15 protein-coding genes are annotated in these 20,845 nt (G+C 49.1%); all 15 read right to left on the bottom strand.

Translation table 11 applies throughout. The annotated features are described in order from the left end of the window. Positions 1 to 18 precede the first annotated feature (18 nt). The gene (locus H608_RS0116395) at positions 19 to 1,599 is read right to left on the bottom strand and encodes a sodium:solute symporter family transporter (protein ID WP_028788632.1); all 1,581 of its coding nucleotides are present in this window, start codon (positions 1,597 to 1,599) and stop codon (positions 19 to 21) included. A 12-nt stretch (positions 1,600 to 1,611) separates the two neighbouring features. Beyond that, positions 1,612 to 2,706: a Gfo/Idh/MocA family protein gene (locus H608_RS0116390; protein WP_028788631.1), complete on the bottom strand. Its 1,095-nt coding sequence runs from the start codon at positions 2,704 to 2,706 to the stop codon at positions 1,612 to 1,614. A 14-nt stretch (positions 2,707 to 2,720) separates the two neighbouring features. Next, the gene (locus H608_RS0116385) at positions 2,721 to 3,470 is read right to left on the bottom strand and encodes an L-rhamnose mutarotase (RefSeq protein WP_028788630.1); all 750 of its coding nucleotides are present in this window, start codon (positions 3,468 to 3,470) and stop codon (positions 2,721 to 2,723) included. Beyond that, positions 3,467 to 5,386: a hypothetical protein gene (locus tag H608_RS0116380; protein ID WP_028788629.1), complete on the bottom strand. Its 1,920-nt coding sequence runs from the start codon at positions 5,384 to 5,386 to the stop codon at positions 3,467 to 3,469. The genes H608_RS0116385 and H608_RS0116380 overlap by 4 nt, the downstream gene beginning before the upstream one ends. Before the next feature lie 123 nt (positions 5,387 to 5,509). Beyond that, positions 5,510 to 6,373, bottom strand: coding sequence for a sugar phosphate isomerase/epimerase family protein (locus H608_RS0116375; protein ID WP_028788628.1), 864 nt, complete (start codon positions 6,371 to 6,373; stop codon positions 5,510 to 5,512). An 82-nt stretch (positions 6,374 to 6,455) separates the two neighbouring features. Beyond that, on the bottom strand, positions 6,456 to 7,874 hold the full coding sequence (locus H608_RS0116370; protein ID WP_245565769.1) for an alpha/beta hydrolase family protein: 1,419 nt from the start codon (positions 7,872 to 7,874) through the stop codon (positions 6,456 to 6,458). Further along, complete coding sequence (locus tag H608_RS0116365; protein ID WP_028788626.1) at positions 7,871 to 9,418, bottom strand: sodium:solute symporter family protein; 1,548 nt, start codon at positions 9,416 to 9,418, stop codon at positions 7,871 to 7,873. Before H608_RS0116365 ends, H608_RS0116370 begins: the two co-directional genes overlap by 4 nt. 23 nt (positions 9,419 to 9,441) lie before the next feature. Beyond that, complete coding sequence (locus H608_RS0116360) at positions 9,442 to 10,485, bottom strand: four-carbon acid sugar kinase family protein (protein ID WP_028788625.1); 1,044 nt, start codon at positions 10,483 to 10,485, stop codon at positions 9,442 to 9,444. Then, a complete protein-coding gene (pdxA, locus tag H608_RS0116355; protein WP_028788624.1) occupies positions 10,482 to 11,522 on the bottom strand; it encodes a 4-hydroxythreonine-4-phosphate dehydrogenase PdxA in 1,041 nt (346 codons plus the stop codon). The genes H608_RS0116360 and pdxA overlap by 4 nt, the downstream gene beginning before the upstream one ends. A gap of 9 nt (positions 11,523 to 11,531) precedes the next feature. After that, positions 11,532 to 12,449 carry a dihydrodipicolinate synthase family protein gene (locus tag H608_RS0116350; RefSeq protein ID WP_028788623.1) on the bottom strand — a complete coding sequence of 306 codons (918 nt, stop codon included), beginning with the start codon at positions 12,447 to 12,449 and terminating at the stop codon, positions 11,532 to 11,534. Next, complete coding sequence (locus H608_RS0116345; protein ID WP_028788622.1) at positions 12,446 to 13,597, bottom strand: iron-containing alcohol dehydrogenase; 1,152 nt, start codon at positions 13,595 to 13,597, stop codon at positions 12,446 to 12,448. Before H608_RS0116345 ends, H608_RS0116350 begins: the two co-directional genes overlap by 4 nt. Before the next feature lie 6 nt (positions 13,598 to 13,603). Further along, positions 13,604 to 14,560: a dihydrodipicolinate synthase family protein gene (locus H608_RS0116340; RefSeq protein WP_028788621.1), complete on the bottom strand. Its 957-nt coding sequence runs from the start codon at positions 14,558 to 14,560 to the stop codon at positions 13,604 to 13,606. Positions 14,561 to 14,581: 21 nt separating this feature from the next. Beyond that, positions 14,582 to 15,415 (bottom strand): fumarylacetoacetate hydrolase family protein, encoded by an 834-nt coding sequence (locus tag H608_RS0116335; protein ID WP_038008721.1) that lies wholly within the window; start codon positions 15,413 to 15,415, stop codon positions 14,582 to 14,584. A gap of 35 nt (positions 15,416 to 15,450) precedes the next feature. Next, positions 15,451 to 17,019, bottom strand: a complete 1,569-nt coding sequence (locus H608_RS0116330; protein WP_028788619.1) for a sodium:solute symporter family protein — start codon at positions 17,017 to 17,019, stop codon at positions 15,451 to 15,453. 27 nt (positions 17,020 to 17,046) lie between these two features. Then, positions 17,047 to 20,841, bottom strand: coding sequence for a family 78 glycoside hydrolase catalytic domain (locus H608_RS22690; protein WP_051268387.1), 3,795 nt, complete (start codon positions 20,839 to 20,841; stop codon positions 17,047 to 17,049). Positions 20,842 to 20,845: the final 4 nt, after the last annotated feature.

Raw genomic sequence — 20,845 nt, 5'->3', positions numbered from 1 at the left:
TGTTGGCAAGTATGCATATTAAAAACCATTAAAGAAAATGTATAAGGAAATCATGACGATGATCAGCGCGATCCATACGCGCCAAACCAGTGGCGTAGCTTTGGGTAATACGTCATTGCTGAGGATAGCAGTGGCAGATGTTTTACCGACCAGGGAAATAACAACCGCCAGGAACAACAGACCCGCAAAAATGTAAAAAGACAACATCATATAGTGCGGCCAGAAGGAATATTGATCGGCAGGGAAAACCCACAAATACAAAATACCGATACCCAGGCTAATAGCAGAGCCGATCGACAAGGTAAAGTTCACCGCGAGACGCGTAGTCCGTTTCCAGAATACGGCGATCAGGAACACCACGGAAAGTGGTGGCGCAATAAAGCCGAGCACCGCCTGGAATACATCAAATAAATTCAACCCGCGAATGCTGTCGATGGCAATGGCCATGCCTACCGCAAACAAACAACCCGCAATTACCGTGATGCGTCCCATGCGGATGATTTGCTTCGAAGTGGCATTGGGATTGATCTTCTTTACATACAGATCTGTGGTAAAGACCGTACTCAAAGCGTTCAATGAAGAGCCTATCGTGCCGACTAATACCGCAATCAATACCACGATCACCAATCCATTTAATCCCGGAGGAAACAAGTTGGTGACAAGCGTCATGTAAGCTTCGTCGGGGCTTGACAAATTGGGAAACAATTCAAAACAGATGATGCCGGGAATGATGAATAACGGTAAGGATAAAATTTTCAGCCAGCCGATAAAACTCACGCCCAGTTGCCCCTGTTCGAGATTACGTGCGCCGAGAACAGACTGCACCATCGCCTGATCGGTACAAAAGAAAGCGACTGCAGCAACAGGATAACCCAATAAGATAGCATACCAGGGATACTTGGGATCGCTGGCAGGACGGAACAGGTTCCAGTATTCGGAGGGCGCTTTATGAAAAAGTTCGGAGATGCCACCCACCTTCTGAATGCCGAGAATGGCGAGCAACAAAGAAACGGCAATGAGCAGGATCATCTGGAAAACATTCACACGGGCGATGGCACGCAGCCCTCCGGCAAAAGCAAACAGACCGGCAAACAACACCAGCACGATCACCGACTGCCACATCGGGATACCGAGTACCTGCCGTACAAGAAAACCTCCGGCAAACAAACCCAGCGAAAGCCACGAGATCAATATTTTGATCAGTGCATACCACGCAAGAATATTGCGTGTATCGTCGCCGTACTTCTTGCCCATGAATTCGGGCATGGTTGTTACTTTACTCGCCAGGTAACGCGGGGCAAAGACCATCGCCAGTAAAAACAAAAACACGAAAGCATACCATTCAAAATTACCTGCTACAATCCCCGTGCTGTAACCAATACTGGCAAAGGCCAGCAGCATGGAAGGACCAACATTCGTGCCCCACATATTAAAACCGATGCTGTGCCAGTTGAGTGAATTACCGGCGAGGAACAGGGTCTCTCCTTCTTTTTTCTTCCGGCCAAAACTGGCGCGATACCCGATGTAAAGCAGGATCAGGAGGTACGCGATCACGATGGCGTAGTCAACCGTTTGCAATTTGGCAAGTATATTATTCATGCAGCAGCTTTCTTATTTGCGGGAGGTCAGCGCTCCCAATGATGGTAATCCATATCCGGCAAGAATATCCGCGATCTTCACGGGTTGTCCTGTCTGCAGACTTTTATCCATTGCCTGCAATAAAGCAACCGTACCGATTCCTTCGCGCATATCGGGATAAGCCGTAAATCCATCTTTGATGGAATCCGCGAAATACTCCAAGTAGTTCTGGTATTCTCCGGCGTGATGGCTTTGCCCTTCAAACCTGAAATAATACTTTATCGTGCTGTCGCCCCAGGTGATCGTTTTTTCCTCGCCGGTTTTGTCGGTGATGGCATAACGGAGTTCGTGGTAATCTGCCTGGCTGGCGCCATCGGTTCCACGCAACACGGTCGTCATGCCACTTTCACGATATGCCGGCTGAATTGGTGAAGTGTAAACACCACTCACACGTGCTATTCTGCCATCGGCTGCTTTAAAAATAAAATGCATGGTATCCTCGTTCTTCAGTCCTGCTTTCCGGGCATTCGGACTGATCATGCCATAGCCCATCACTTCTTCGATAGCAGGCAGGTACCACCTGATAAAATCTACCGGATGACTTAAACCGCCGTACAACCACTTGAAGCTTTCTTCCAATGCCCACTTTTTATCGAGGAACCAGCGGTGGTCTGCATGGTAGCTGCTTTCGATGGTAATCAGCTCTCCTATTTCCCCGGCTTCAAAATCCTGGCGCTGGCGCTTGGCCGGCTCAAAGAAGCGGGAGCTTTGTCCTACAAAAACTTTTTTCCCTGTTTGTTCTTGCAGGTCCAGCAAGGCTTTGGCATCTCGGAGATCATCGATAAAAGGTTTGGTACAGATAACATGTTTATCATGTTGTAATGCTTTCTTCACATGATCGGCATGCAGGTGATCCGGTGTATAAATCGCGATTGCATCTATCTGCGGATCATCGAGCATGTCTTCATAACGGGTTGTGTACCGATCGAAACCAAATTCCAAAGCACGTTGTTTGCAAAGCGCTTCGTTGACATCGCAGATTTTTTTAAGTTCGATCTTCTTGCTTTGCAGGGCGGCCGATATCGTGCTTCTTCCTTCACCGAGACCTAATATGCCTAATCGTAACATGCTATGCTGTTTATTTATTTTAAAACTTCTGGAAACACCCAAACTTCCGAGGAATCAGTACCCGGTATTCCTGCCTGGTATTTTTTCATTTGCCGGTTCCATTCATCCACGCGCGGATTATCTTTCGCAGTAAGCGGATTCAATTCATCGAGGGTTTTATCTGCCGGAATGCTGATCACTAAAACCAGTTGATCATCTTTCCGGTAAAGTAGTAACTGCCGGAACTGTGCACGGCAGAATCCCTGTGCCACTTCCGGCCATTGCTCAAACTGCGTGGCGTGTGCGTTCATGTATTCGCGTTGCAATAAGGTATCCGGCACCAGCGCAGCGGTCAGCAGGATATGTTTCCATTCACCGCCGTCACCGGTGCTGTCGGTTGTTGCGCAACGGCTGCGATCAAAGGCATAAAAATAATCCGGGTATTCACGAATCGTTACACCCTGTAAAGTATTGATGGCCTTTTTGAAAGCACCTGGTTTTTCTATTACGGCAAAAATGAAATAATGATTCTTCCAGCGATAGAGCGAACCGCCGGGTATGCCTGCTTCCGCAGCGATCTTTTTTATCTGTGCCGCTGTGGTGTTGTCGGGTTGTGTAACCACCAGTTCGATTATGGAAGGATGTGCCGATGCCGCTTTGTGACGGACTGCTGTATTTTCAGGGGAGGTAGTTTCTTTGCACGCATTCAGACAAAATATACTTATCAGCAGCATCGCTGCCAATAGCCGGGAACGTACACGAAAAAAGTTATTGCTTGTTTTCATTTTTTCTCCTGATTGATGGGCCAGTTTTTATCTGCCGTCTTTCTTCCCTCCAAAAGATGACGGTATGCGGGTTCCAACCCCGCCTGCTGACGAATACTGTCCTTTACCGCGGGACCGTTATTCGTCCATATATTGCCGGGACCATTGGCGTTTTGTAAATATTTTTCAGCAGGTGTCCAGTTATCTTTTACATTGAAAAAAGAAGACCCTTCGTCCGTATAGAGATAAAACCAGTGATCAGGTAAATGTGCATAAGGCGCTTCGTAAATGCTGTCGATATAATTGCCGCTGATCACAGAACCGGGTTGTGCAGATAAGGTATAGATCGCTGCCACATCGTACATGTGTTTGCCGTAATGATGAATTTTATTGGATAGAATGCGGTTGTTGCGCATCACGTTGAGCGTACGCGTCCAGCCCCAGCCGACACTGATGCCCGTGTAAGAAAGTTCAGCCAATTCATTATGCGCAATCAATATGTCGCGGACAAAACCCGCGCCGATACCCACACAACCCCAATCTTCATTGGTAGCATTGGTGATCAGGTTATTGGTGATCTCTATGGCGCGGCACCACTCACGTTGATCAGTGGGGTCGTATGGCAGGTGAACTTCTACCGGTTCTTCAGAAAAAACACCGGCGAGAATGGCCGTGCCGCCGATATCATCGAACAGGTTTCCGCGGATCATTGATTGCTGTGTGCCTTTGCCAAAGTCGAGTGCGGTGGATGCAAGATGTTCAAACAAACAATTTTCTATACCGATGTTATGGGCAAAACGGATATCGACGGCAGCAGCCGGCCGGCCAACCCATGCCTGGTTTTCCAATGATTTTTTATCGGGTGTACCCGGTACTTTGAGTTTGTACGCATCCAGCATATAAAGTCCTGCCTGGTGCGGCACATGCCCTTGCCGGGATGGACGCAACCAACCGGTATGTTGAAAGCGAAGGCCTTTGATGTTGACATATTTCACCGGATGATCGATCGTGCCTTCGAGGCGCAGAAGTGTTTCATGGTAAGGGGCAATAACGCTGGCTGCTGACAGGTCCTCACCGTTGCGTGGCCAGTAGTAAACTTTAGCTGCACCGATATCGAGGAACCATTCGCCGGGTTGATCCAATAGTTGAACAGCATTGGCAAGAAAAAAAGCAGAGTTGCCGGTTTCTTTGGATATCCATGGCGCAGGCCACGGATGTTCGCTCTGGATGCGGCTTTCAGGTTGATGAAAAAAAAGTTGTGCGCTGTCACCTTGTACCCTGATTTCTTTCACACGAAGAATGGCGATGGCCCACCACTGATGAATGACCATTTCTAATGACGGGGCATTCGTCAATCCCTTTATTGCTGGCCAGGGAATGCGGCAGGTTTGATCGGCTTTGTTCCAACTGAGTATACGGCTCATGCTGTCGGCATTGCGATCGCGGGCGCGGACAGCTTTTTGTCCGTTGATCCAGAGCTGGCGGAATTCGGCAGGTCGTCCGCCATCAAGTGGAACGTCGGCTACCCACACTTTTCCTTTCGCAGCAGCGGGAAGTCCGGGTACGCTACCGGCTTTCTTCCATCCGGTAATGTTGCGGCCGCCGCTGATCACGGGTGTTTCACCCGGAGCGGCTTCGATGGTTGTCGGGCTATCGGCGGTGCCGGTATCTTCGGGTCTTATGAAAACAGGTTCATTAAGAAAATAATTGCCGCCTTTGACAACGATGCGTATGCCTCCCTGAATACGTGGATCATTTAACCGGCGCCATTCACGGGCCATACGCAATGCAGCATTGACCGTAGCCAGCGGACGCGAGATGGTTCCGTCCTGGTTGTCGGCACCTGCAGGTGATACATAAATATCAGCTGAATGAGCAGAGATGGTAAATATAAGCAGGAACACTACCGTAAGGCATAGAGGCAATCGTTTCATCATTTGACCGTTAATGCGATAAATGTGCTTAAGTAGCAGGCAATTAAGCAATAAATTTACCGCCAGACCTTACCTTAAAAAATGTAAGAATTGGGTATAATGATGGAGAATTTTCCTATACCGGCCTCAGTTTCCGGTTTGGAAAATCCGGCGCAGATAAGCCACGTTGGCGCCATAGTTTCCTTTAACGTCGCGGGGTTTGCGGGCATCGCGGCTTCTTTCGATCACGAGCCAGCCGCGCCATTTCATTTTATCCAGGGTCTTTTTTACTTTTTTCATGTCGATCTGCGGATCGTTTTCCAGCCACACGCTGTCCTTGTTGCTGGCGTGGATCATGGCAATTCTTTTAGCGCCCAGGATTTTCAGTTCTTTATACAGATCGCGGCCTTCGCGAAGCGGATTGGAAAAGTTGAAATAGATACGGATCGCATCCGAACCGATCTCTTTTAGCAATGCTACTTCTTCGGTAGCAGACAAGGCCGTTTCGATGGCAATTACCACCCCGGCTTCCTGGGCCATGCGGCCGGCAACTCGCAGCCTGGCCACCACCGAATCACGGACCTCCGGATTTTTCTTCAGATCACATTGTACACCCAGCGGCAGGAAGGCCGTTTTCACGCCCATTAATTTCATCGTGGTTATACAGTCTTGTATCGATTGAATATATTCCTGCCGGTTGCAGAATGATTGCGCATAATAACCTGTCATCGCCACCGAAGAAAATTCAATATGCTGCTCTTTTGCCTTGTCGATAAATTGCTGCCGGATCGAATCCGTGAGCAATTGGTTTTCAAAGGTGGGACGATTGCCCAGTCCACCCATGTCAATTTCCAATCCATCCGCACCGATTTGTTTCGACAATTCGATAGCACCAAGTTTTTGGCGTTTCAGCAGCATCAGATCGATTACGCCGATTTTATAACGCTGATTGCTTTGAGCGATGGCGATTGCAGGCAATGCCAGCGTGAGAAATATGAAAAGTCTGATCATAGAAATTCAAAAGTCAAAATTCAAAAGTCAAAAATACGAATGCCAAATGGTCAATAGTGAATGGTGGATGTTTACCTAAAACTTATAACTTAATACTTATAACTTTTCTCCATCGCATTTCCAGCTCCGCAAAACCATGAACCGCATTCGCGGGTAATCGCTCCCCTTTATCACCAAAAACATACAATAGCTTTTCTTCTTCGATCACCACACCTGATTCATCGGGTTGTCCATCGGTGAGCTTCGGAAAAGGCTTAAGGTTTAATTGACGTTGCAGGAAATCATACACCGCTTTTCTTTTATTAATGCCGAAATCATGCCCTTCGTCGGGCAGATGCACATTCTCCACTTTCTCCGCCACACCATAATAGCCGTACATTTTTTTCAGGTAAGGAAAATCGTGTTCAGGCATCCTGTCTGTCCAGTCGCGGCCATCGCTGACTACCAACTGGGGACGCGGAGCCGCCATGGCAGCTATTTCCATATTATCTGTGCGGCCACCACATGCATGAATGGGCATACCACTTTCACAAGGGCAACCGCCGTAGAAATAAGAAGAAAGGGAAACGACCGGCGCACTCACTTTAATGCGATCGTCGATCGCGGTCAGTAATACAGTGTGAGAACCCGCACCCGAACCACCGGTTATGGCCACGCGGTTGGTATCGGCATCGGCACGTGCCAGCAAATAATCCATGATGCGCAGCGTGGCCAGCACCTGCATCGTCATGGAAAGACTTCGCCGGTGATCATCTATGTTGAATTGCAACAACGATTCTCCCCAGGCAAAAAGATCATAGCTGAACGTCATCGCACCCATGCGCGCCAGCATGGCACAACGGTATTGACAATCTGCGCGGTAACGTTGTTTCGGCCAGTGCCCGTCCGGATTCAGGATCACCGGAATTTTTCCTTTAGCGCGCAAAGGCCGGTACAAGGATCCGCTGACGTATACACCCGGGAATATTTCGAGGGCAATATTCTGTACCGTATAATCTTTGTATTTCCGTTCCGCAGTGATGATGGGCTTGCTTCCGGGAGAGGCCGGCATCGGGTTTAACTGCAACGCATCCAGCAAACAAGGACGCAAGGCGGCTTTGCGCGCTTCCCAGGATTTTTTATCATTATACAATGCTGCAATGCGATCGAGTTCGGCCCAGCCTTCCTCCGGTGTCCAGCGGTAATATTCATATGCACTCAGCTTATAAACACGCTCTTTGTCTTTCTTCAATTTGAGATCGAGCGGTTTCAAAATATTATCTGCCGTCTCCTCAAATCCGGGACGGAAACGCCAGTCTGCATAACTGACCCATTTGTTGTTCACCATCGAATCGGGATACCTGATGGTGACCCCGAAGCGTGCCTGAATGCTATCGAGCACTTCGCGCAACGGACGGCGATAAGCTTCGTCTGAGTTCTGCTGTGCACCGGCCTGCAAGATCATCAGGCAACTACACAACATGATTGCAACCAGCTGAATTATTTTTTTATAGCACTTCATCTTTCTTCAACGTTTTTTTTACGATGACGGCTGTAGAGCAACGCCGGATCCAGCACAGGTTTGGGAAAGAAAAGACTGGCTACATATCCGACAATGATCACGATCAGGTGACTGTATACGCCCAACATCAGTTTGTGATGTGTAAAGTTATACGGTCCGAGATCAAGCAACACCTTTTTTTCGTGTACGCCCACGGGCGTAGAAGTCAATACCGCATAGGCAGTAAACAAGATACAAACGATGATACCGATGTTCACACCCTGACGGTTGGCACGTGACGATAAAAAGCCCAACAGAAAGATCCCGACGATGCCACCCGAGAAAATTGCATACAGGGTGAAGACGACACCCAGCACACCTTCGTTGCCTGCACGAACGTACAAGGCACCGATCAAAGCAGATATGGCACCCGCTGCCACCACCATTATTTTACTCGCTTTGAGGTATTCGCCATCGGGACGGTTACGTTTTATTTTCTTGTAATAGTCTTCCACACCTACCGCCGCCATCGAGTTCAGGTCGGCGCTCAGACTGCAAATCGCGGCCGAGATCAATGCGGCTACAATGAAACCAACGACGCCTGTCGGTAATTGCGTCATCATAAAATGCGGGAACGCCGCCTCCGCTTTCATCCCTTCAGGCATCCCCTGCTGCTGATAAAAAACGTACAACGCCGTGCCGATGAACATAAACATCGTCCAGATCGGAATGGTGAGCGTAATACCCATCAGTGAAGCGCGGATAGCCGATTTGTCCGTGCGCGCAGTAAGATAACGTTGCACTACGGTCTGGTCCGTTCCGTATTTCTGGATCGCATAAAAAGCACCATTCACTACCATCACAAACAAGGTGAGTTGTGTAAGGTCAGTGCTGTAAGGTCCGAAACCCGTCCGGCCTCCTGCACTGGCAACACGCCATGCTTCGGGCACGCCGCCTTTGATAGAAAATAATAAAATGCCGAGACAAATAACACCGCTGGCAAACAACATGAATCCCTGGAACACATCGAGCCAGATCACTGCCTGAATACCACCCTTGAGGTTGATAACAACCAGTATCGCGCTTACTACGATCAAAATAATATAAGCATCGATACCGGTAAGTTCGCGAATAGCTACGGCAATCAGGAATAACACCGTGCCCATGCCCGCGAACTGTCGGAGAATAAAAGACGATGAGCTATAATAACGCGCCAATACACCAAAGCGACGTTCAAAATATTCATAGGTACTCAGTCCGATTACCCGACGATACAACGGAACGATGAACCAGATAGTGCCCAACAGTACCACCGGCACCATCAACCCCTGTACCAGTAATATCCAGTTGCTGGTGAACCCTTGCGCGGGATAACCGAGAAAAGTAACGCTGCTGATCAGCGTGGAGAGCAATGACAAACCCAGGGCCCAGGAAGGAAAATTGCCTTTGGAAAGAAAAAAGTTTTCGGTAGTGCGTTGCCGCCCGGAAAAACGAAAACCAAGATAAAGGGTAACGCCCAATACCAAAAGGATGATGACGTAATCGATAAAATGCAATTGATTCATATGGGCGATCGTTGATAAAAAATTTATAGCAATCTTGCTTTCACCGTTTGCGGCCAGGCATAACTACCAGGTTTCAAAGTAAAACAGGCATTGCGACCACGAAGGCGCACCACACCCTGCGCCAACTCCTGGATTGGTACCAATTTCGTTTCGTTCAGTTCATCGAGAATAGCGGCGGCTGTCGCCCCACCTTCAATCATCAATTCAGGTTGTGGCAGTGCAGCCACCAACATGGCTACCTTTGCCGCCATGTATTTTCGCAATGCTGCCGCCGTTCGCGTTGTGTTGCCTTCTTCAAAAGCAATGATCATTTTTTCGGCCGTTAGCGAAAGCTTTGTATCGTCCGCATTCAACGAAATTTCACCTACCTCCACATTCCATTGCTTCCATTCTTTTCTGCGCTCGGGATAGCGGGTACCGCTGATCAGTAACAAGGGGCTACCCCACTCCTGTTCCCGTTGCAAACGCTCCCGGTATTGTTTTGACAGCAATGCCTTAAAGAAATCACTGCTGCCAGCCGGTAGCGTACCCGCATTTATCCGCTGCGCCATCTGTGCCACATCGTAAATGGTACCGGTTTCTGCTATTGTTATGCCGTTCATCTCTTCCGGTTTTGCGCGCAACATGGAAAGAACGTCCGCACTTGTTACCGGAAATTCAGGATCGGCAGCAAAACCCGCTTCGTGAACGGGAATATCATTTATAAAATAATTGCCGTTGCGGATCGTACGCCCCAACGACGGATTGGCGGGTGACAGGATGGCTTGCTTGCTTCCGGTCATTTCCATCAGCATGCGCAATTCCATCAACACATGTCCCCGCAGCACCGAGTCTGTTTTTTGAAAAAGCCAGTCCGGTTTTGCGGCGAGTACATTTTCCGCAATCGTTCGTGTACGTAAACGCGCTTCCGCTTCCGGCAATGAACGGCTATCCGTACATGCCACCCAGAGACCGGCATCCGGAGCAATGTCATTTCCCCGCGTCAATATCGTGGTAAGGCCAAAGCGATGACCGATACCGGCCATTTCAGCCGCACCTGTGAGGTCATCTGCAATGACCGCGATCATGCGTTATTTGTTTTATATACGCTCAACTGAACGGCACTTTCAATCGCCAGCACCATGGCGTCAGGGCTGGCAATACCCTTTCCTGCAATTTCGAATGCCGTGCCATGGTCAACAGAAGTCCGGATAATCGGCAGTCCCATTGTAATGTTCACGCCTTTCACACTGTCCATGCGGTTTTTCTCAGCGTTCCATTTGAAGCCTGCGAGTTTGAATGGAATATGTCCCTGGTCGTGGTACATGGCTACTACGCCACCGTAGTAACCAGTAGCTGCTTTGGCAAACAGCGTATCGGGGGGAACGGGACCTTCCACCTCATATCCCAATTCACGCGCTTCGAGTACGGCGGGCAAAATTTCTTCATCGTCTTCCGTACCAAACAATCCGCTGTCGCCTGCATGTGGATTCAATCCGGCAATGCCGATGCGGAGATTGGTTTCTCCCAATTGTTTCATGCCGTTATGCAACAACTCCGTTACCTGGAGAATGCGTTCTTTCTTTACCAAATCGCAGGCCTGGCGCAGGGAAACGTGTGTGCTCACGTGAATCACTTTCATCTTGTCTTCTACCAGCAGCATCGCATACTTACTTGTGCCGGTATAGTGCGCATAAATCTCCGTGTGTCCCGCAAAATGATGCCCGGCTTCGTTGATCGATTTTTTATTGATCGGTCCGGTGACGGTGGCGTCTACTTCTCCTGCCAATGCCAACTCGATCACTTTTTTCACTGCTTCGAAACTGGCATTGCCGGCCATCGCGCTCACCTCGCCAAACTTTAATTCTTCGGGGTTCACATTTTTAAGATCAAGCACTTCAACCGTGCCCTGCTGAAACACGGCCTCGCTTACGGAAGCAATGGTCTTTACTTTTAACGGAATATTCAGTCTTTCGCGTATAGCATGAAACACGCCGGCGTCACCGACGATCAGCGGACGGCATCTTTCATAAATCGAATCGTTCATCAATGCTTTCAATGCGATCTCAGGACCAATACTCGCGGGATCTCCCATGGTGATCGCTATAACAGGTTTATTATTCATGCTCTTTAATTATTTTGTTGCGTACGTTTCTTTTAATACCTGCCATGCTTCCACTAAAGCAGGTTTTTCCTCTTCCGGCACATTTTGCAATGGCGGCATTACCGTTGCACCGCAGATATGTTCCAGTTCCAGCAATAGTTTTAGCGCGCCTAGCGATTGCCCGAGTGTACGGCCTGCCTGGTACAGATTGCCGAGTTCATCCGACCCCTTCTGCCAGAATTCAGCATCCGCATCGCGGTTTTCTTCGACCGCTTTTACCAATTGTGCATACAATGCCGGATGAAGATTGCCGGTGCTTGGAACAAGGCCATCACCACCCTGCTTCAATGCAACAACGGATCGTGCTGCCCAGCCCAGCAAGTGGCTGAAATCATCGCGGGCCGACCAGCGTTGCAATGATTCTTGTAAGCGCTCGTCACTTCTTTCCGAATCTTTTAACCCTACTATTTTTTCGTGATGACTTAATTTTTCTATCAGTTCCAGTGGAATGGACATATGAGTGGTGGCCGGAATATTATAGATCATCAGCGGTCCTCTTGCTGCATCTGCCAGGCATTCAAAATAATGAAGCATTCCGGATTCAGTCAATGCATAATAAGAAGGCAATGTAGCCACCGCCACATCTGCACCATGATCAAAAGCGTGATTGGCGAGATCAACAGCTTCCTGGAATACCAGCGAAGAGATGCCCACATAGAGTTGCGTACCCGGTGTTTTAAGTTGCCCTGCCGTTTCCGCGTATTTTTTTCGCAGAGATGCGGAAAGTGAGGTTGATTCACCGGTTGTGCCTGCGATAAAGGGATGTACCCCGGCGTCTGCAAAATGCTGCATCAGTTTACCAACACCAGCAATATCCAATTCCAATGAAGTGGTAAGCGGCGTTACTGCGGGAATGACGATCCCGCTATATTTTTTATTTTTTTTCATGCGTGAAAAGCGGCCTTGTATATCGCGATCGCATCAGCTTCACCGATGGTACGCGGATTGTTTTTAAGTAGACGTTGTATAGTGATGGCTTCTGCCGCCATGGCGGGAATAGCTTCTTCGGGTACGTTAACGTCTGCGAGTGTTGCCGGCAGGCCGCAGTCACGGATCAGTTCCCTGATGCGGGTCACGCCGGCTTTTGCCGTTTGTTCCACCGATGACTGACGCTCACATCCCAATGCTATTGCAACATCGGCATAGCGATCCACTGCAGCGGGAATATTGTATTCCATAACGTATGGCAACAACAGGGCATTGGATAATCCGTGCGGCAAATGAAACTTGCTGCCAAGCGGATACGATAAGGCATGTACACCGGCCGTGTTCACCGGCCCAAGGCAAAAACCGCCGAGCAAACTTCCCATTGCTACCTGCTCGCGCGCATACACATCGTTGCCCTGCTGAACAGCTTTGACAATATTCGCCGAAATACGGCGCATACCTTCCGCCGCAAACATGTCGATAAAAGGTTGGGCGAACTTATTGGTATACGCTTCCAGGCAATGCGTCAGGGCATCAATGCCGGTTGCTGCAGTAATAGCCGGCGGAACGCTGATCGTGAGTAAAGGATCGACATAAACCTGATCGGGCACCAGCCAGGGGCTGATGATTCCCTTTTTCTGGTTATCCGGATCAACCAGGATGGCATTGGGCGACACTTCGCTGCCGGTGCCCGCTGTTGCAGGCGCACAGATCAAAGGCACTTTACGTCCTTTTAGTAAACCAATGCCGACATACCCGGACAATGTCTGCTCATTGTGTAATTGCGCTGCCACCAGCTTCGCTACGTCCAGCACACTGCCGCCGCCAATACCGATTACCACATCCGGATCGAAGGGCGTTGCCGTTTTCATTACGGTGGCAAAATCTGCGAAGGAAGGCTCCTGTACAATGGCCGTATAGATTTCAACACCGAGGCCTTTTCGCTGCCAGGCCTCCAACATTTCGGCCAGCGCAGCTTTCAGCGGTTCAATGGTCATCAGGAATACGCGACGATAATTTTTATCAATCATCTCTTCCTGCAATTGCCGTAAACAACCATTGCCAATAATTAATTTACCAGGGAAAAATAGCTGAAGTGTGGATTGCATGAATAGTTATTTAACCAGCAAGGGTTCGGAAACAGTTACCGGCCTGATGTCCAGCCGCTCGCACCAGGAATAGAATTTATTTATCAGTTCGTCAAGCTGCTGTTGTTGTAAAGGCGTAAGCTGCACTACTTGCGTACGGCTGCTTTGTTGCAACGGCAATCCCCTTTTCTGCAAAAAATATTTCGCACTTAGTGGGTACGCTTCGTGTATCAAAGGATCGGCGGCCGTCAATTCGGCTTGCAGCCAGGCAGCTTCAGCCTGATAAGCCGGATCAGCTGCATGATCGCATAACCATACCATCAACTCGGGATAGAAATTTCCGGAGATGGACGACATGCCACGCGCGCCGCTCCGCAACGACGTAAGTGTATTGGGTGTATGGGCATCGTAAAACTCCAGCACCTGTTGTTCACGGCAGATCGCCAGTTTTTCTTCTACCCATTCTTTTTTTATGGACGTGTCTTTGTGGTAAATAAAACGGCCTGTATCGATCAACTGCCGGAACACGTCCGGCCCTAAAATTCTTTTATAGGGCGCCGGACATTCATACAGACCAAGCGGTATGTCTTCCGTCAACTGCAAGAGCTTGAAAAAGTTTCCAAGCAAGGTTGTATCCGACTCATCAATATTCGCGAAATGTGCCGTGATCATGATCACGGCATTCACACCTGTATCATAAATCTGTCGTGTAAACCGGGCTTTGTCGTCGATCGTTTGTCCGAAGGAGCCCGTCGCTACTACCGGCACACGCCCGTCTACATATTGAACGATGCGGCGGGTGAGTTCGAGGCGTTCGTCCTCTGTCAGGCTGAACATCTCACTGCTGAGGCAGTTGGCAAAAAGTCCTTTGACGCCGGCGTTGAGGTAGAAATCGACCAATGAAAATACTGCGTCCATATCGATCCGGCCTTTGCTATCGAAAGGCGTGATCATCACCGGGACAAATTTTTTAACATCACTCATTGTCGTTGTTTTATGTATTGCTCAGGCAACATTGTTCACCAGTTCTCCTATTCCTTCAATGGTAATCCGGATCTCATCCCCGGACATTAATGTAAAATCAGCATCGGGCACCACACAAGTTCCTGTCATCAGGTATGCACCTGCCGGAAAACCAAGTTCACGATACAGGAACTCCACGAGTTCGGTATAACGGCGTTTCATTTGCCCGGTGGTCGTTGCTCCTTCAAAAACCAATTGTCTTTTTCTGAATATCCGCATGGCGATTGTCGTTTGCATCGACGGTGGGTCGGGCGTCACCAACACACAAGGGCCGATGGCCGCGCTGCCATCGTATACTTTTGCCTGCGGCAGATAGAGTGGATTCTCTCCCTCAATACTACGGCTGCTCATGTCATTGCCAATCGTGTAACCAACGATAGTTCCTGAAGAAGTAATTACGAGCGTTAATTCAGGCTCGGGAACGTTCCATTTGCTGTCCTTTCTTATTCGTACATAACCATTGGAAGCGATCACCCGTGAAGCGACGGATTTGAAAAAGAGCTCCGGACGTTCGGCTTCGTAGACTTTGTCATAGAAGTCAGCCCCGCCACTTTCTTTGCTTTCTTCCATTCGCGCATTCTTGCTTCGGAGATAAGTGACACCGGCGGCCCACACTTCCTGTGTACCGATAGGTGCCTGCAAGGATGACCAGTCAGGGTTGGCAGCAGGCAAAAGCGTTGGTAATTCGCGGCTTATTTGCGCATGCAGGTCATCCCTGTTGATGAAAACATCCCAGTCATTTTGCGGAGAAACATACAGTTGCTCCCCGTCTTCAATTAAAATGTGACCGTCAGCGCGATAGATTTTGTATGGCATAATCGTCCGGATTTCTCAAACCTATTATCAAAATATCACTCAACAATCCTGCTCTGTGCTTGCCGGATCCGGGTCAGCAGCATTCCGGTCAAAAAGATGGTAAGCGTGCCCACCACGATGATCATATTCTTATGCAGCGGGCTCCGGAGGAAGGCGTAATTGCCGGAGAGGCGGTCGGAAAAAGTCATCCATAAAATGACCGCGATGCCTATGAGCACCGCCGTAAAAGCTTCACGGTTACGGGTTTGACGGCTGATTAATCCCAATAAAAACAGTCCGAGCATGCCTCCCGCAAAAATGCCTGAGAGTTCCCACCAAATATCCAGGATGCTTTTGGAGCCGATCATGGCAAGGCCGGTACACAAGCCGGTAATACCGAAAACGACGGTTGCAATGTGCAACACGCGCAGGTAACGTTTGTCATCCAGATCGGGACGGAAATATTTTTTAACGATATCAACGGTAAACACCGTCGCCGAGGCATTCATGCCCGAACTGATTGTACTCATGGCGGCAGAGAGAATCGCTGATACGATCAGCCCAACCAAACCGGCCGGCACTTTCGTGACCATGAAATGCGGTAAAACTTTATCGCCGAAATCACCGGGCTTCAAAGAGGCGGCGAGTTGCTGTATCTGTTCAGGTGTGGCTCCTGTCCCCAGCCGCTCGGCCGCAACCTGTAATCGCACCGGTTCGATCAGTTCAGGAGACACCTGGTAATAGGCATACAGCGCTGTTCCGATTACAAAAAACAGCAAAGAAGCGGGTACGTACATCCAAACACAAAGCCACACCGAACGTGCCGCCTGTTTTGGCGAACTCGCCGTATGATAACGTTGTACATAATTCTGATCCATCCCGAAATTATTCAGGTTGATAAAGAACCCGTACAACAGCACCATCCAGAAGGTAGAGGTGGTGAAATCAAATGATGCACTTCCCAAACTGAATTTGTTATCCGCCGCCGCGATGTCTGCTACCTTTAAAATACCGCCCGGTATTTCCCGGATGATGAGCACCAATATAAGAATGGCACCAAGTGTTTTGATCACCCCTTGCACCACTTCCGTCCAGATAACAGCTTCGATGCCGCCCAATACCGTATAGAGAATAATGCAAATGCCCATCACCACCATGATCATGTGCATGGAAAAACCCGTCAGCGCCTGCAGACTCAAAGCCATACCGAAAAAGATGGAACCGATGCGCGCAAACTGGGTCAATAAAAAACAGATGACCGCATAGGTTCGTGCCCACGGGCCAAATCGTTGTTCGAGATTGGTGTAGGCCGATACACCGCCGGTCCTGCGATAAAAAGGAACAAAATATTTGGCAGCGATCCATGCAGCCAACGGCATAGAAAGACTAAACACAAAAGCATTCCAGTTGGAGCCAAAGGCTTTGCCCGGTACGCCTAAAAAAGTATTGCTGCTGAGAAAAGTTGCATAAATGGAAAGACCGATCGCCCAACCCGGTATTTTGCCGGAGGCGATAGTAAACTGTTCGGGATTTTTGTTGCGGCGTGAAAAATAAAACCCGATAAAAATCATAGCTGCCAGGTAAACTACAATGACAGCGATGTCGATCAATGGCAAATCGTTCATGGCATAAGCTTAAGGTTTGCGAAACCGTTAATCGTCCTGGCTGAGCTGCGCGCCGCCCACTTTGGCGCCGGGCCATTGCTCATTTGCAATCGGCATCAGTTGCAATTGCGATGGATCCACCTTCACATACTTTATACGCTCTCTTCTCCATGTATATACAATGTGCACCATCCCATCTTTCCCCTGTATAACCGAAGGGTAAGAATATTGACTCACCGGTGAATCTTCCAACACAAGCGCCGCCATCCATTGTTTGCCGTCGACCGTTACGGCTACATTGAGCGGCGTGCGCGGGCCTTTCCCATTTTTTAATTCCGGGGCAGGTTTCACATGATTATATACCAGCAACTGACGGCCGTCCTGCAGGGTAACGGCATCCGTGCCTGAGTTGTTGTTGGGTAAAGGCGAAGCCTGCATGGCGCTCCATGTCTTGCCGCCATCTTTGCTCCACGATTCATTGAGCGTACGGTTTTTGCTGCGGCAAAGAATCTGTATACTGCCATCTTTATAAAAAAGAATGGAAGGTTGAATGGCGCTGAAAATGGTGCCATCGTTAAGCGGGCCGGTTTTAGTCCAGGTACGCCCCTGGTCGGACGTCATTTCCAGGTGCGCACGCCATCCGCCTTTCTCCGTGCTGCTCGGGCAAACGAGCTGGTTGCCGACCATTACCGGTTTGTTTTTGATCGGACCTAAATAACCTTCAGGTAACGCTTCACGTTTGCTCCAGGTATGACCGTTGTCTGATGACCGGATCATCCAGCCTGTCCATCCGGCTACATTGGGACCGATTTTATAAAAAAGCAGCAAGTCGCCGCCGGGCACCTGGTATAATACCGGGTTGTAACAGGCATAGCGGGTTGTATCATTGAGAATGCCATCCGCTACTTTCTGTGGTTCCGACCATTTATCGTTTTTTAAATGACTGACCCAGATACACACATCTTTGTTTCCTTCCTTGGTACCGCCAAACCAGGAAGCGATCAATCCCTCCGGCGTCTCGGCAATGGTAGCGGCATGACTTTCCGGGAAAGAAGCGCGATCAAAAATGAACTCATCTTTGATGATTCCTTTGCGGAAAGATTTCGGTGCAACAAACGAATAGGTCCCGGATCCGATGGCAAATACCAGGTAACGGCCATCGGTTTTTTCCAACTTCACTTCTTTTATTTCGCTTAAAGGATTTCCATTGATGGTGATGCCTTCTGTTGATACAGCCGGCAGCCAGATGCGTGCGGTCGTATTGGCCGGAATCCTGATCAGCCAGGTGAACTGATCGTTCTCATTTTTCCAATGGCTGTTGACCATGCCGTAAGGTGTGCGATAGCTGGCATAAACGGAATCGAGGCCGTCTATCAACTCCGGTTTCATTTCCAGTTGACGGAATGCCGTTGATCCCGGTGCCTGCTTAATACCCGCGGCATGTTCGTAATACCACACGAGCAGGTCGCCGAGTAACATCACGTGGTTCTGCGAATTCATTTGCGGATTGGCGGTGTTGCCGTTCCACAACTCCCAGATTGTAGTGGCGCCGTTCTCCGTCATGTAACCCCAGCTTGGATAAGTTTTATTGGAGGCAAGCGTAAAGGCAATATCCGAACGCTGAAACTCCGTCAAACAACGCATCAGCCACTGCGTACCGATCACGCCGGTACTGATGTGCATGTGGTTGTCAATTTTTATTTTATTATAAATATTATTGAAGACAGTCTCCCTTAAAGAATCCGGCACCATGTCAAAATACAGAGGCAGCAGGTTCGCCGTGACCGTATTATTGGCGTAATAATTTTTCTGGCGGTTGAGGTATTTTTTATTGAAAGCCTGGCGAATGCGGTCTGCCAACTCCCGATAGGCGGAAACATCTTTCTGATTGCCGGACACCTCCGCGAATTCCTGCATGTAGCCTAGTAACAGGTAATAGTAAGCCGAAGCGATCAGTTGTCCATCGGTATTGCGCATGCTGTCGCGCGAGCGGATGAGTTCGAGTGATTCGGGCGGCACGCACCAATCGCCGTATTTATCTTTTGTGATAAGATCATCTTTCAGGTAACGGCCTTTCATGTAATCCATCCATTTTTTCATGGAAGAGTAATGCCGCGTAATGCTTCTGCTGTCACCGAACTGGCGATACAACATACGCGCAGTCATGAGATACGTACCCGGCCAGGTGACGTTATCGCTGTAATAGTTCCAGAAAGCGGGAGCTACATCCGGAATGGCGCCTTCGGCAGTTTGCGCATCTTCGATGTCCTGCATCCATTTGGCATAGAGCGAAGCATTGTCAAACAAAAAACTTTCGCCTAATGACCCGGTGGCGCGGTCCCCAAGCCATGGTTGCCGTTCGTTTCGTTGCGGACAATCGACCGGCATTCCTTTATAGTTAGAAGCTATCCCCCACCACGCATTACGGAACAATTTATTCATGATCGTATCAGACGACACAAAACGTCCGGTGTTCTGCATGTCATCATACACAAATTTTCCTTCGAAATCGGTCAGCTTAGGTTCACCCGGAAACCCGGTGATCTCTACATAACGGAAACCATGGTAAACAAAACAGGGCTCCCAGGTTTCTTTGCCTTCGCCTTTCAGGGTATACTTGTCGGTAACGCGTGCATCGCGCAGGTTGGCGACATATAGTTCGCCTGAAGGTTGCAGGCTTTCAGCAAAACGTAATTGAACGGTCTGACCTCTTTTTCCCGAAACCTGCATCTTCACCCATCCGGAGAAATTCTGGCCCATGTCCATGATGTACGTACCCGGTTTCAGTTGTTTCAGCGACACCGGTTTGATGGTTTGCATCACGCGCATTGGCGGCGCCATCTGTGCGCGAAGTTTTCCCTGGGGAGCAGGAACGGGTTCTGCATTCATCCAACCCTTGCCGGCATAAGCCGGAGTAAGCCAGCCCGTAAGCTCGCTGGTCGCATCGTACTCTTCCCCATCGTATTCGTTATTGGTACGTATCGGACCATCGGTTTGTATTTTCCAGGAGGGATCGGTTACGATCGTTTCCCTTTTCCCGTCCGTGTATTCAATTTCGAGTTGAAGTAACAATCTTGGATAGCCAAAATTGTTGATCTTTTGCGGTTTGTAATTTTGCCGCATGGTAAAGAACCGTCCATTGCCAAGCACCACGCCTACTACATTCTGCCCCGTCTTTACTTGTGCTGTTACATCATAAGTGTTGTACAAAACTGTCTTGCGGTAATCCGTTGGAACAGGCGCCAGCACCTGGTCACCGATACGTTGATGGTTTATATACAGCTCATACAACCCGAGTCCGCTGATATAAGCCGTGGCACGTTTAACCGCACGGGGGCTGTTGAATGTTTTTCTGAAATACCGCGCAGACAATCTCGACCACTGGCTGATGCTGTCCCATTTCGAAGGTTTTTCATAACCGATCCAGCGGGCTTTCCAATCCGTTTTTTGTAACAAGCCCATGCTCCATTTCGCGGGCTCGCTCCATGCAGTCTCCCCTTTGTTGGTAAATGCTTTTACTTTCCAGAAATATTCATGACGGCTTTGCAAAGGTTTGCCTGCATAGGGAACGAGGATGGAATGCGGGCTTTGTACTTTTCCGGAATTCCAGATATCGCCCTGGTTCTTATCCAGCAATGCGCGGGAAGAAGCCACCAATACCTGATAGCCTTGTTGTACAACGCTGTTAGCCCCTGATTCAAGGTTCCAGGAGAAGCGTGGCTGTACCTCATCTATTCCTACCGGATCCGACAATTGTTCACATCGCAATGAATGGATACGCACTTGTGCCGAAGCAAATAGTGTAGTAAGTATCCAGCAACCAAGAATGAATAATTTCTTCATACAA

The organism is Terrimonas ferruginea DSM 30193 (assembly GCF_000425585.1).
Lineage (GTDB): Bacteria > Bacteroidota > Bacteroidia > Chitinophagales > Chitinophagaceae > Terrimonas > Terrimonas ferruginea.
This window is presented reverse-complemented; position numbering and strand designations above follow the sequence as displayed.